We start from the raw sequence: 14,206 nt of genomic DNA, 5'->3' as shown, positions 1-14,206 counted from the left end.
ACTTCAAAACTTTCCTTTTAAATTTATAAAAATCATACGCGTATCTGCGAGATTTGCATATACGGACGCATGGCTACCCGTCATAAAGCGAACGGCAAGTTCAATGTCCATCGAAACCGTTCCTGAATCGTATGTACTGTAGTTGAGCCACTGCGTCGCAATAATGCCACCATCTTCAGGCGAGTAAAGTAAATCAAATTTCGGTTCGAGGTTTCCTACCCACAAAATGTCTTTGCTCCACTGCCAGTGGCGCCAGCTTGTCGAATTTAGATTCCAGTGCAGCATGACATTATGCTGCACCAGATTGACCTGGTTGAGTCCCTGCGCATAGGAATGTGCCAGGCTAACAGTTGTAGTTTGCTGTGACAATATATTCGCTCTCTCTAAAGCCTGAATCCATTCGTCCTTGCTCCATGCCCGGTTGTCGTACCAGTATTCAACAATGACCTGGTTGCCTGCTTCATTGGCCCAATTCAGCCCAATGAGCCCCTGAAAACCATCGCGTTGCGTCTCAACCGCAACGGGTGTAAAAAACGCTTGCTGCTGATAAGCGCGATAATCTTGCTGATAAAGTGAAGAAGCGTGCACCTCCCAGAAGGCATTAATCACCGACACCATTGAGCCCGCAATTAAGCCATGACGGACAGTATCGTAATACACAATACCCTGCCACTCTGTATCTCCCCGCAAGCTGTATCGCCGAATGCCGACTCCTTGTTGCTCAGAGCCTTGTTTCGGCTCAGTAGAATCCAGTACCATCCAGTTTGAGTCGCTGTATATCAGGCTCCATTCTCCAGAGCGATCAAAGTAAGAAGCCATTGCAACCCCTACCCCTTCTTCGACCTGTATGCCCACCGGATTGCGGCGGTATGGATTAAAGAAATTCAAAGGTCGATAGCCGTAGCCAACACCCCAGTCGAGCCGGAGTTTACCTAGTGTCAAATCAACAGGAGATGCCCCCATATTCCATTCACCTTGCCAGAATAATTCCTGCACAATAAAGTCAGCGTCGAAGGTCTGGACTTGTTCACTCGGTGCAATCTGGTTTCCCTTAACTGCCAGCAGACCACTCCAGTCCTGCCAGTTTGCCTGCACACTTATCAGTCCTTCGAGCTGCTGCGTTTGCGACTCACTATGTGGTTCAAACCAGACCGAATCACGATGCTGTGTATTGCTGACAGTTACCATCCAGTCCCAGTCAAGATTTGGCTCAGCAATACAAATCGTTGAAGTCATAAAAAGTAAAAATATTGTCACACCACCTTTCATTTCATAACTCCGATAGCGCATTGCGAGTCAGAAACGCTGGAATATAGAACTTGTCTGCCAGTTGATGTGGCGTAATCTGCTGATATTCAATCACGGTCTTTTTGGTCGGCTGTATTTTGTCCAGCAATGTCATACTCACCACTCTGAGACGCCCTTCTCGCTCACCTTGTTCAAATAGTGCCTGCTTGGCTAACTTCCCAGACCTTAGGTACAACTCGGCTTTAAGCGGGAAGTCTGTTTTTGCAGCCAACCATAGTTCAATACGACCATAGCTGGCACCTTGGGTTACCGATTTGAGTGACAGAAGATTGGTTTGCACTGATTGACCATTGATAGTCAAGGCTTCATGTCCCGTCAGTGTCGCAGAATAGTCCTCACTCCAGGTAAGCGTAGAGATGTCTCCAACTGAAGCTTCTCCGAGTAGTTTTTGCATGGGTGTGATCCGGATTGGGCGGCGGCTCTTAGGCATCACTAACCAGTAGTTATTATCCAGCATCAACATCTTCTGCCCGGCTTCAACGGGTGATTTGAACACCACCAGCGATTCCCGTTCAGGGCGGGTATAGACATTGTACTGACGTGTTTTATCCAGCACTTCATTCCGATAAAGTTTGACCAGGGCAACCACTTTGGAAAAGTCCGTATCCAGGCGGTAAGCATCGGCATTTTTGATCATCTGACTGACATCATTGGCCAGCGAATGCAGACTGAAAACATACAGGCAGAGCGTTAATAAAATAAACTTATGCATAAACCAATGCCTCCGTAATTGGTTTGTTAACACCTTTGCGTGCAGACAGCCAGGCGGCAAGAACACAAATCGCCATAACGCCTGCAATGCTGTACATGAAAAGCGTTGTAGAAAAATAGATATTGAGCGGGTAGCTCTCTGTCCTCCCCGGCGGAGGTGGCATCTGGACATCGACAAGTATCAGGACTCCACTGGTCACAATCGTCAGTACACCACCCAATACCGCTCCTATTCCAGCTAAGAGTGCGGCTTCTCGGATAAAGCCAGCCGCTATTTCCGCAGGATAAGTTCCCAGCGCTGATAAGGTGCCGATTTCTCTGGTTCTCTCGGTTACTGACATTGTCATGGTGTTGAATAGCGCAACGAAAACTACCAGTGCCATCACCCCCCCCATGATGCCGAAGATTCGGTCGTACAAGCCTTTGACCTTGCTATAGAAAAATGCATGTTCCTGCCATGGCGATACTTCCAGGTCCTGATTACGGGAGAGCGGTGTTAATGCATCTTCAACCCAAGCTTTCAACTCCATTGTTTTTTGCGTCTCATAAAGAAACACCGACAAAATACTAACTTTTTCATTGACCAGCAGTTCTTTTACAGAGCTGATATGGAGATACAACTGGCGTTTATCCCATTCAGGGATACCTGTTGAATAGATAGCTTGCACTTTGAAATCCAGTGCATTTAACGCCCCATCACTGGTCGTTACTAATACCGTGACCCAATCATCGACGGACACATTCAGGTTGCGGGCTAAGTCCACGGCAAGCATGACTTCTGGCTCTGCAGGGTCATAGCGTGATGAGCGGACATTTGACAGCGTTTTACCTTCACGTACATTCAGAAATGGGCCCTTCATGTCGAACTCTCGCTCATTAACCCCTGTGCCAACGAAAATAGTGGATTTGTTACCGTTGGAAACTAATCCGGTAAACTCAATTCTTGGTTGAATGCCACGAATATCGGGATTCGATATCAGGTGCTGAATCATCAACTGGCTGTCCTCTAAACCATTTGCCAGTGGCATCTCTTCGTCCTTTTCAAAAAAGCCGGGCATGCTGATAGTCAGATGGCCGGTATCACGCGCAATCGACTCTTTCAGTGATTCATAGGTATACAACCCAAACCCACCAGCAGACGTCAGAGCAAAAACAGCGATCGTGATGATCAAAACGGAAAGCAGGCTGCGACGGCGGTTGCGAAGCAGATTGAAGAACGCAAAGCGCACAGATTGTGGAACTAGCTGGCTCATTTTTCACTCCTTGCTGACCTTACCGTCGGTCATTGAAATGATTCGATCACACTGCATCGCCATCTTCTGATCATGTGTCGCCACCACAAACGTAGTTCCCATTTCATGGCCCAGCGCTTTCATTATTTCAATCACTCGTTGAGCGGTTTTACTGTCGAGACTGGCAGTTGGTTCATCTGCGATGACAAGCTTCGGCTTATGGACCAATGCCCTTGCAATGGCAACACGCTGCTGTTGACCACCAGAAAGATGGCCTGGGCGATGATAAGCAAACTTTGCCAACTCCACTTTGTCGAGTATCTCAATCGCTCTTTGCTTTTGTTGTTGCGCAGAAAAACCATTGAGCAAGAGTGGATAAGCAATGTTTTCTCAGGCACTCATAACCGGCACCAGATTGAATCTCTGAAACACAAAACCCATCTTAGAACGCCTCAGCTCCGCTGCCTGTTGTGCTCCTTTGGGATAGAGTGCGCCTCCAAAAGTAACTTGTCCCTGATAGTCCATGTCCAGCAAGCCAAGGAGGTTAAGCAACGTACTTTTGCCCGATCCTGAAGGGCCACATAAGGCAACCATCTCTCCGCCACTGATTGTTCCCTCCACATCGCTAAGTGCCACTACCGGCTGCTGGCCTAAATGGTATTGTTTTCTTAACTGTTGAAACTGCAACATCTCATCCCCTTACGCTGCGTTATTAGCCATAGCCAGCGCTTGCAAAGTCATTGGATGACTGGGGTTGATCGCCGCCATTTGATTTGCCCAAAGCTGCGCCTGTTTTGGATCTTCTGCGCGTATCGCTGCCTGAATTGCATAGATAAACACCCAGGAAATCGCATCAAATGGTTGAGCGATAAAATCCACATCAGATAGGAGATCCAGATATAGGTCATAACCGCGTTCGAAATGATTAAACATATCCGGTAGTGAGGTGTATGTGTTCGCAGCAATCGCCTTGGCTAACACTGCCTCTGGCAAGCCCTGACGGATCTCCTGCAATGGCAGAGGTGTGGTTTTATCAGACAACAGGCCCAGACCCTCGGCGATAGTACCTAGCCCTTGCTCGACATGTTTCATCTTGTTCCATGGCAAAAATGCATCTCGCCCTATCAAGGTTTGCGTGCTGCCAAGATAAACTAATGTGAGCGCATCGGAACCTTGATGCTCGATCTGATTTTGCAACTGGTTATAAACGATGTCTACTTTGTCTTTATCACCCTGAGCAGCCTGATTGTACTGTTCAATTAAGGCATCGCTGGGAACAGCGATAGCTTGTGCCCCTGTAAGTAGGCACAGGCTTAAATAGTGAGTAGTCTTCATCTCGTTATTCCTTATTCCTAACTGATATTCGAAGATTAACGGGCGGTTGGAGATGCTGCTGTCGCTTGCGATGAATGGTTCATATCTGGCGTTAACAGTCAAAATAAAGCGTCAATGGCGATAATTTGCTCAGCTAATCAGGTATGTCTGGCAATCAACAGTTATGATCATTAAAGTAGCGTCATGATCGTTTATCGCATTGAACGGGCTGCCGGCAAAGAGCCAGCTCTCCCTGCTCAGCGTGGAAGAGTGGATGACCCGCTCTATACCGTCCTTGCCGATGGTCAGTTTGGTACATCAATATTGCCGGACTCGCCACTGATGAAAAGTTGACATAAACGCGCCCTCAATGCTCTCTTGTTCCTGTCGAATGACACTGCCCCTTCGCTCCAGGGTCATTACAGTCGCTTCAAGACCATTACAAACGGCCCGTTGGAAATATTGAAACCTTCTGCCCATTGCGCTGCTCTGCGGCGCTTTTTACTAGTAAAGCAGGAGGGAAGAATACCCCTCTGCCAGGATCGTATGAGGCATGGATGCCGATTACGAGCGCACAAGAATGTATTCACAGCGTATCCTGGGAGAGGAGTATTCTTTCCTTCCGACCCGGTAGTATGTCTTTAAATTATGTTGGAATTTTCTCCGGCGCAGGAAGAGCCTGTCTTGACTGTGCGCTGAATACTGATTATCCGCACTAGAATTTTCAGCACTTCGGCTGGGCAACAAATGTGCCATTATGCACAACCCCCCCTTCCCTGCCTGTTTTCTCAAAACACAGGAAAAGCAAATTGCGCAGATTCAATTCACAATTGACATTACAGAAAGCCGTTCGGCTCAACACTCGAAATTACTACATCGCAAGATTCATAAAATTTTAACTTAATTGTCATTTTTCTCCCAGAGAATAGCGCCGCTTTCACTTTCACCACAAAAACGCAGCGGAAAGCGATAAACCACACCCAGAGTCGTTTTCTCAGGCCGCTTCACAATGAGGATAATTAGATGAAACCGTGCTCTTTTCCTTGCAGGCTTTTATCTGCCGCAGTGATCTCGGCGATGGCCGCCGCACCTGTGACCTTTGCCCAGGAAACCAGCACTGCCATCCGCGGTAGCGTGACCGGTGGCGATGGCCAACCCGTGGATAATGCCAGGATCACTGTTATTCATACCCCGTCCAACAGCCGTCGTGAAATTCTTTCCAGTGAATCCGGCCGCTTCAGCCTCAACGGCCTGCGTGTGGGTGGTCCCTACAGCATCCGTGTGGAATCCGATAAGGGCGAACAAGTCCTGAATGACCTCTACCTGACTCTGGGTGCTCCTCTCACTCTGCCTATCAATCTGGGCAGTGCAGACCTTCCGCTAATCGACCTCGAGGAGGTGGTAGTATTCGCCGATGCCGAGGTCTACACCAACCGCGGTTACAGCAGTGTATTCGGCGAAGACCAGATCACGAATTCGGCCACGTTCAACCGCGACCTCAAGGATGTGCTCCGTTCCAACCCACTGGCGGTTGTCAGCCCGGACGGTGTAGAACTGAGCATTGCCGGCACCAATCCCAAGTACAACTCACTCACCATCGACAGTGTGGGTATTAACGATACTTTCGGTCTTCAGTCCAATGGCTACCCGACCAACCGCCCACCCATTTCCCTGGATGCGGTGGGGCAGATTTCCATTTCCTATATGCCCTTTGATGTTCGCAAAGGAAAATTCAGCGGTGGCAACATCAATGCCGTGACCAAATCCGGCACCAACGAATTCCATGGCAGCGCCTTCTTCGAGTCCGTCCCCTGGGCAGGAACTGCACAAGACGACAGGTTGTCTGATGACGGCTCAGTAACCGAGTACGATATCGATAGCGAGGAGGAAACCTATGGGGCTTCTTTTAATGGCGCACTGAGTCAGGACAAGTTGTTCTTCTTCACGTCCTATGAAAAATGGGAAGAGGATGTCGTATTCAACTACCATCTGGACACATTGGAAGGTCACGATGTGGATCTGGATGAGCTGTCACGTGTGCTGAACATTATGCAGGATGTCTACGGCGCGAGTGATTCAGCGGGCTCGGCGCCGAGCCCGGACAGCGATAAAAAGCTGCTGGTAAAACTGGACTGGAATATCAGTGACAATCACCGGGCTGACTTCACCTATAGCAGTCAGGAAAGTCGCGCTGCTCGCAATTATACCGACAGCGATGATACGCTTAACCTGTCGTCCAACCTCTGGAACCAGGCCCAGGACAATACCTTCTACACTGCACACCTCTTCTCCGACTGGAGCGATGCCTTCAGCACAGAAGTGAACTTGTCCTACAAGGAGTTTGAACAGGCCTCCCTGACCAACTCCAACTGGGGCGAGATCAATATCAGAACAGCCAGTGGCACCATCGTTGCCGGCCAGGATGAAAACCGTCACGCCAACGAACTCGCCAATGAAGTGTGGAATTTCGGTGTGCACGGCATCTACATGGCCGGCGACGTCCAGTACCGTTTTGGTGCGGAAATTGAAGATACCTGGAACTATAACCTCTACGGCCGCGACGCCGCCGGTACCTGGAGTTTCGACAGTATCGACGACTTCGAAAACCGCCGTGTGGCCAGCCTGGAATACAGCAATGCCTATACCAACAATATCCAGGACATCGCCTACGACGTAAACGGCACCACCTATGCACTCTACGGCGATGCCACTCTGGAGCTCTTTGCCGGCTTCGAGCTGGTTGCCGGCCTCCGTTACGAAACTCTCAGTATTGACAGAGCGCCCAATCGCAACAGCAATTTCGAGGCAACCTACGGTTACTCCAATACGGAAAACCTGGATGGCCATGATATCTGGTTGCCGCGGATCGGCTTTACCTGGGAATTGCGTGACGACCTGACCCTACGCGGTGGCGCCGGCCGTTACAGCGGCGGCATGCCCCTGGTGTGGGTGTCCAATGCCTATACCAATGACGGCACCACCAAGGATTCCGTCTACCTTACCAGCCTGGACCCGGTCGTTGTGGACTTTACCGGAGTACCCCAGGTAGCCAGGGACGCACTGGCGCCAGGCGCCGGTAGTACCAACAGCATAGATCCGGATTTCAAACTACCGTCTGACTGGCGCTACCAGTTGGCCGCCGACTACACCTTTGATATTCCCGGCCTGGGCGAAGACTTCAACTGGACCACCGAGTTGACCTATGTGGAGCGGGAAAATGCCGTTTACTGGCGCGACCTGTCACGGGTGGACAATGACAAGCGCGTTGGCGATCGCATCATCTGGGACAATATTTACGCCGGTACCGAGTTTGAGGACAACTACGACCTGGAGCTGACCAATGTGGACAACGGTGGTCGCAGCATCATCTGGACCAACGCCCTGAACAAGACGTTTGACAGCGGCCTCTCCTTGAATCTGTCCTATACCCACCAGGACATCACCGAGGCCAATCCGGGCACCAGCTCCACTGCGGAGTCCAACTTTCAATACGAAGTGGTGGAGAATCGTGGCCTGCCGCTGGAAGGTACCGCCTATTACGAGATTGAACACCGCTTCGTACTGAACCTGGGTTATCGCCAGGAGTTTGTGCCAGGTTATGCCACCAACTTTAATCTTTTCCTGGAGCGCCGCTCCGGTCGGCCCTTCTCCTGGACACTGGGTGCTTTCAGGGACGATGACCTCGGTGACCAGCCGAGCTTCGATGACTCTGACATCTACCTCCCCTATATTCCCTCCGGCGAAGGCGATTCCATAATGGACTTCGAAAGCGGCCTGAGTTATGCAGAGATTATGGAGATTGCACGGCTGGCGGGCGTGGCCGGTTATGCCGGGGGGCAGGTGGACAAGTATTCCGACACCATGCCTTGGGTAACCACCATGGATCTGGCCATTACCCAGGAAATGCCCGGCTTCCTGTCGGAGCACCGCAGTGTGATCTACCTCACCATAGATAACTTCGCCAACCTGTTGAATGACGACTGGGGTAAGGTGTACGACCTGGAATTCCCGCAGCAGATACTGTTCGATTACGACGTGAATGAAAGCGGCCAGTATATCTACTATGAGCCCTTCGGCGGTCTGAATACCGACAATTACGAACGCTTTCAGGTTGAGCAATCCACCTGGCGTGTGAAGCTGGGGCTGAAATACACCTTTTGATTGCGTATCGGAAGTATTCAGCGCCGGTGCTTAACGCCGGCTTTTTCACCTACAGGCATCGCGGACAGTGGAATTCCAGCTTTGCAGAAGGCGCATTCATCTAATTAGACGGGAGCAGCTATGACCACCCAGAAACAATATCGACAAGGTATGCACTTTTGCACAACACTCTTGGCAACACTATTTGTAATGGCACAGTTGCTGTGGTTTGGTTTTGCGCACAAGGTACATTCAGCGCAGGACAATCCAACCGTCTGCCTGACCCTGTTGCATACCAACGACAACCACGGCCGCTTCTGGCACAACCAGCACGGCGAGTACGGCATGGCCGCGCGCAAAACGCTGGTTGAGCGGATCCGCTCGGAGGTCGCGGCCGAGGGCTGTCACACATTGCTGCTCTCCGGCGGCGATGTGAATACCGGCGTACCGGAATCCGATATGCAGGATGCCGAACCGGATTTCAAAGGCATGAGCCGCATGGGCTACGACGCCATGGCGGTTGGCAATCACGAATTTGACAACCCGCTTGAGGTCATCAGAAAACAGCAAAACTGGTCGAGCTTCGATTTCCTCTCGGCGAACATCTATGATAGCGCTGGTGAGCGCTTGTTCAAGCCCTACAAGATTTTTGACAAGGGTGGGATGCGTGTCGCCGTTGTTGGCCTGATCACCCGGTCCACTGAAAAAATTGGCAACCCGCAGTATGTGAAAGATTTCAGTTTTGTCCTGCCGGAGAAAGAGATGAGACGGCTGATGCCAGGGCTGCAAGAAGAGGCCGACCTGGTCATTGCACTTACCCATATGGGTCACGATATAGACTCAGTCGGTACCGACGTCGCCCTCGCCAGGGCGGTGGATGGTATCGACATTATCGTGGGCGGCCATTCCCAGCAGCCGGTATGCACCGACACCCGGGGGGAACTGGTTGCAGATTACCAACCAGGCGCCCCCTGCAAACCCGATTTTGAAAATAATAGCTGGATAATGCAGGCGCATGAATGGGGCAAATATGTCGGCCGGGCAGACTTTATTGTCGGCAAGGACACCGTTCAATTGGTTGACTACCGCCTGATACCGGTCAACCTGAAAACACCTCAAAGCGATAAACAGGCGTTCGTACAATCCAGGATCAAGCCCGACGAGGATCTGCAGGCTTTCCTGCATGAATTCCAGGACAAAGGAGGAGCTGCCCTGCGCGAGGTCATTACTCGCGCCGAGCAGACCTTTGACCGTCGCGACAAGCGCGATTTCCCTAACGTCAGCCCACTGGGCAGGCTGATTACCCAGGCTTTCAGGCAGTTTACCCGCGCGGATATCGCCATCACCAATGGTGGCGGCATTCGCGATAACCTGTATAAAGGTGATGTCACCGTCAAATCGCTGATGCAGGTGATGCCCTTTGCCAATACCGTGGGCTATGTGGAATTCAATGGCAGGGAGCTGCGCCAGTATTTGGAGGCGATAGCGCTGTTGCCCCGCAATGAACGCGGAATTCAGTTTAGCGGTATCTCTCTGACAGGTGATGGCAATCTTACCCTCGGCGAGGACAAGCGACCCCTTGATCCCGACCGGGTCTACCGGCTGGCCACCAACAGTTTCCTGGCAGCAGGCGGTGACGGATATCCGCCGCTATTGGGCAAGTCCACTTACGTGGATAGCGGCGTTGTGGATTTCACTACGGTGCGGCAACTGCTCGCAGGGCGCGAAAGCATATCGCCAGAGGAATTTTAACCGGTACGGCGCTCTTCGGCATACATCTTCTCAAAGCACCCTATTTGCGTTGGTACGACCAAAGTCGCCGCTTCGCGGCGACTTTGGCGGTATGGTCCCCTTTAGGTGCTGCCGCCGCAGTTTCACCTCTGGGTGTTTTCGTTAAAGCTTGGTCCAGGCATCCTGCCAGTGCATACTGCTGCCTGGTGCATACAAGGCGTTTGAGCACCAGCCAGAATAAGGCCATGGCTTGCACTCATACAAAGCACTGTCGCTGCCGATCACGATTTCGCCCGCATTGTAATTGGCATTGCTGTCGTACAGTGGATACTCGCCCGGAGGAATGGTATCGCCGCCAGCTTTAACAACAAAACTGGTATTGTAGTTTGTCATTTCGCCAGTTGCAGTTGTACCTGTCACCTCCAGTGTATAGAGACCGGCCTCTGCATTATTGATGACCAGTGGTAGGTTCGCGGTGCTGGCAACCGATAGGTTGTGATTGCTGACAGCAGTTCCATTCTGATCAGTAATTCTGACCACAAGATCCATCGCTTCGTTTACAGCAACATGCAGAGACAGGTTTACCTCACCATTGTCCGCAGTGTACTCAGCAGCAACAGCGGAAACGGTTATCTTTGCATCAGGCGTTGGTTCACTACCGCTGCCGCAAGAGCTGTCGGGCACTTCACGCCATACACCCCATTCTCCGGTGGTTCCAGGCTCCTCACCCCTGGTCCACCAACCAGCCATCCACTGAATGCCGTTGTGAGAGACTTCGTCGCCTTGTAAATAAGTGGCATTGGAGTCCCAGGGGTTGGCACAGCTAGAGCCGTCGGACACAGTCACTTTCCGCTCAGCGGTTACGGTTTGGCCCGCACTGTCGGTAACGGAATAGGTGAGTGTGTATACACCAGCGATTGCGGTATTTACAAAACCAGACACTCGCACAGCAGCTGTCAGGTTGCCGTCTTCAGCATCACTGGCAGTAATACCACTCATTGCATCAAACGACGTGTTTAACAGGATAATAGTGCTGACAACACCGGAAAGCACAGGTTTCAGACTGTACACTTCGACAGAGCGAACAACAGAAGTCGTGTTTTTGTCACTATCTGCTGCATGATATGTGAGTGCATAGGTACCAATGGTATGGGTATCCACATAGCCATCAACCCGAATAGCGCCAGTGAGATCACCGTCTTCAGAATCCCTGACGCTCACGCCAGCCAGGGCATCAAATAAACGCCCCTGCAAAGTACGGACATCCTGAATTCCTTTAAAAACAGGTTTGCCTTCCACTGGTGGTGGCGGAGTTGGTGAGTTACTGAGGATAAATGGACCGTAATCTTTGATAAACTGTTCGTTATAGAGATTGCCCGATGCATCGGTGCCCATGTCCCAATTGATAGACCAGGTCATGACACCACGAAGGCCCTGACCTTGTGAATCTAGGCGCTCAAAAGCGTTGTACAGTTTTTGGGGATCTTGAACAAAACCGGTAGCTGCCGCATCATTATTGGAAGGGATGCCGAATACCAGCTTGTCGTGAGGAATTTTGTGGAAGCCTCGAGTGCCGTTTACCAGAGCGTCTGAAATGTAGTAAATGAATTCTTCTTTCAGAGCATCGTTATTCTGGGCAATCCAGCCAACACCTTCAACCCAGATACCATCGCCACCCTGGTTGTAAAACTGGGGATTGATCCAGTCGTAGTAACCTTCAAGATGTTCAATATAGGGAACGTACCTGCCACTGTTGGTCAGATAAGGAAATTCCGGGGCCATAGTGATCAGAAAGTTTTTACCTTGCGCCCTGTAGTGGTCTTTAACAAGGCGTAATGCGGCAGGAATCACTGTCTGATTATCCGCAGCGGTGATAGCTGCCTGCTCCAGGTCGATGTCCAGACCATCAAAACCGTAGCGATCGGTCAGGCGGATGATTTCATCTGCGAAAGGCTGCTCGTCACCTGCGCTTAACTCAATATGAGCATCCGCTCCGCCCAGAGCAATCAGGACCGAACGCCCCTGGCTGTTCAACGCACCAATCTGATCAATAAACTGTTGTTCTGAAAGACCAATACCCAGGTCTAATTGAAAGGTAGGAATACGCCCAGCAGAGGTATTGAAAACCTTCATGAAAGAAACATTCACCACATTGTACATCGGATCGATTTCATCCAGTGTGACACAAGGTGCGTTTCCGCCTTTGTATCCTCCGCCATCACACCAGTTGTGCCAATAACCCACCACAACACTGCTGGCTGGGTTGACCATGGCGGCACTGTTGGCCTGTGCCATAGCGCCTATCGCAATTGCTGCTGCAGAAGTGGCAATTTGTAAAAATGTATGCTTGAACATATGTTTGAACCTTGAAGGTTAATAATGCCCAAAAGAAAATATCACACCAGCAAGGGACTGGTGTTATGTAACCCTTTGAGTATAAAAAGTTGCTTACAGCTTGCGGTGCAAACCTCACTCAGAAGCGCTTGCCCCACTCTCTTTTGTCTACCACCTATTGCTGAATTAATACAAAACTGCATTCGGTTAAAATTTCAGAGGTGAACCAACTGCCGGCACATTTCTCAGCTCTCACACCTAGAAACAGCAGTCAGGAATAAAACCGCAAACCTGACAACACAAGCAGTTGATCCAAGGAAAAAGATACCAGATCAAAGCACTTCTTGAAAATGAACAGCTTCACAAAGTGATCGTTGAATCTAAAAGCGCACTATCATCAGCAGGCGGGACTGATTAAAAAGATACTGCAGTCAACGTTTTTTCTCTCATATGTCAGTCGCCCAATCCGACTTATGACTTGGGCGCACAGATTGAAAATAGCCAAGCAGATCTTAATGTCCACGGCAGTCTCAGGAGAGTTGACTGGCGGCTGGCCAGACCGAGAAGCCTGCCCTTTGCCTCTCATGATAGTTTGATCAACCCCTCTTGTTGTGAGATGCTGCTCTATCTGTCGTTCTAAAAAAATTGATGGATGCCTGTGCATACTGCGATCACTTAACCCCGTTGTTTAGCCGACGATCTGGTCGATAACAACATCTGAAAGCAGAAAAATAAATTGATCAAATTCTCGTTGGTGCAATAACACGGCCCCCAAACAACTGATGTGCTCCATACAGGAGGAATTACCCCCACTAAACCGGATCAGGTCGGTAAGCACATCCAGAAGGATGATAGTCGAAACGTTATACTACGCTCCGGTTCCGGGAAACCCCAGTGGCGGCTCCCTTCATCGTGCACGAACAGCATGCGCAATCACTCTTGCTTTGCGCAGCCCAATCAATTCAGCAGAAAACGAGAAATTGTTTTCGGGTTCTTTATCAACCTTGTATTGGTTGCTGATAAAGCGTGCTGCTTTGTCTGTTGACGTAATTTCACACGCACTGTCAGAAACCGGTGATCTCAGCCCACCGATCAAAAGTGGCGTGATTAATGAAGCTTCAATACCCGGGCGCCTGCTTTCCCTGTGCCAACCACAAGCTCGCATTGCTCAGGAGGGCGTAATCTGCTTCAAATCTATCGGCGACGGATTCGAAGACCTCGTTGCGGCAAGCCTTGTCCATACCCAGCTCAAGGAGTTGCACACTGCAGAGCCCTCGCTGATCGAGGCGCGATAGCGGAACAAAAATAATACAAGTCGGGGTGGCCTCCTGGCACTATAATTGGCTATCTTTGTGGTCTTACTAGGGGCTGTTCCCGTTTGGATGTAGCCTATTGATTTGTAAGAGCAAGCTCGCATTGTTGAGGTTCTAACACAA

The 14,206-nt window shown here is 50.5% G+C and carries 8 protein-coding genes and 1 pseudogene; 3 read left to right on the top strand and 6 right to left on the bottom strand.

Annotation, left to right across the window (positions count from 1 at the left end; all coding sequences use genetic code 11):
* Positions 1–3: 3 nt before the first annotated feature.
* The 5 genes and pseudogenes from Q1A48_RS15520 to Q1A48_RS15500 all read right to left on the bottom strand — a co-directional run bounded on the left by Q1A48_RS15520 (position 4) and on the right by Q1A48_RS15500 (position 4,586).
* A complete protein-coding gene (locus Q1A48_RS15520; protein ID WP_299946677.1) occupies positions 4–1,269 on the bottom strand; it encodes a hypothetical protein in 1,266 nt (421 codons plus the stop codon).
* A 1-nt stretch (position 1,270) separates the two neighbouring features.
* Complete coding sequence (locus Q1A48_RS15515; RefSeq protein WP_299946675.1) at positions 1,271–2,020, bottom strand: outer membrane lipoprotein-sorting protein; 750 nt, start codon at positions 2,018–2,020, stop codon at positions 1,271–1,273.
* Entirely contained in the window at positions 2,013–3,272 is a 1,260-nt protein-coding gene (locus Q1A48_RS15510) for an FtsX-like permease family protein (protein WP_299946673.1), read from the bottom strand. Before Q1A48_RS15510 ends, Q1A48_RS15515 begins: the two co-directional genes overlap by 8 nt.
* 3 nt (positions 3,273–3,275) lie before the next feature.
* A pseudogene (locus tag Q1A48_RS15505) lies at positions 3,276–3,941 on the bottom strand (ABC transporter ATP-binding protein).
* 9 nt (positions 3,942–3,950) lie between these two features.
* A complete protein-coding gene (locus Q1A48_RS15500; protein WP_299946671.1) occupies positions 3,951–4,586 on the bottom strand; it encodes a hypothetical protein in 636 nt (211 codons plus the stop codon).
* A gap of 1,002 nt (positions 4,587–5,588) precedes the next feature.
* On the opposite strand from Q1A48_RS15500, the gene Q1A48_RS15495 reads away from it, so the two are divergent.
* The gene (locus tag Q1A48_RS15495) at positions 5,589–8,726 is read left to right on the top strand and encodes a TonB-dependent receptor (protein ID WP_299946670.1); all 3,138 of its coding nucleotides are present in this window, start codon (positions 5,589–5,591) and stop codon (positions 8,724–8,726) included.
* A gap of 120 nt (positions 8,727–8,846) precedes the next feature.
* Positions 8,847–10,457 (top strand): bifunctional UDP-sugar hydrolase/5'-nucleotidase UshA, encoded by a 1,611-nt coding sequence (ushA, locus tag Q1A48_RS15490; protein ID WP_299946669.1) that lies wholly within the window; start codon positions 8,847–8,849, stop codon positions 10,455–10,457.
* Positions 10,458–10,598: 141 nt separating this feature from the next.
* On the opposite strand, the gene Q1A48_RS15485 is transcribed toward ushA, so the two are convergent.
* Positions 10,599–12,791 carry an immunoglobulin-like domain-containing protein gene (locus Q1A48_RS15485; protein ID WP_299946668.1) on the bottom strand — a complete coding sequence of 731 codons (2,193 nt, stop codon included), beginning with the start codon at positions 12,789–12,791 and terminating at the stop codon, positions 10,599–10,601.
* Between the two features lie 1,013 nt (positions 12,792–13,804).
* Here Q1A48_RS15485 and Q1A48_RS15480 point away from each other — a divergent pair.
* Positions 13,805–14,065: a hypothetical protein gene (locus Q1A48_RS15480; RefSeq protein WP_299946667.1), complete on the top strand. Its 261-nt coding sequence runs from the start codon at positions 13,805–13,807 to the stop codon at positions 14,063–14,065.
* Positions 14,066–14,206: the final 141 nt, after the last annotated feature.

This window comes from uncultured Microbulbifer sp., assembly GCF_947489355.1.
Lineage (GTDB): Bacteria > Pseudomonadota > Gammaproteobacteria > Pseudomonadales > Cellvibrionaceae > Microbulbifer.
This window is presented reverse-complemented; position numbering and strand designations above follow the sequence as displayed.

Excerpts from the sequence above, each read along its gene's own strand:
- Q1A48_RS15495 (WP_299946670.1), top strand. The coding sequence starts at position 5,589 with ATGAAACCGTGCTCTTTTCCTTGCAGGCTTTTATCTGCCGCAGTGATC.
- Q1A48_RS15500 (WP_299946671.1), bottom strand. The coding sequence starts at position 4,586 with ATGAAGACTACTCACTATTTAAGCCTGTGCCTACTTACAGGGGCACAA.
- Q1A48_RS15510 (WP_299946673.1), bottom strand. The coding sequence starts at position 3,272 with ATGAGCCAGCTAGTTCCACAATCTGTGCGCTTTGCGTTCTTCAATCTG.
- ushA (WP_299946669.1), top strand. The coding sequence starts at position 8,847 with ATGACCACCCAGAAACAATATCGACAAGGTATGCACTTTTGCACAACA.
- Q1A48_RS15520 (WP_299946677.1), bottom strand. The coding sequence starts at position 1,269 with ATGAAAGGTGGTGTGACAATATTTTTACTTTTTATGACTTCAACGATT.
- Q1A48_RS15515 (WP_299946675.1), bottom strand. The coding sequence starts at position 2,020 with ATGCATAAGTTTATTTTATTAACGCTCTGCCTGTATGTTTTCAGTCTG.
- Q1A48_RS15485 (WP_299946668.1), bottom strand. The coding sequence starts at position 12,791 with ATGTTCAAGCATACATTTTTACAAATTGCCACTTCTGCAGCAGCAATT.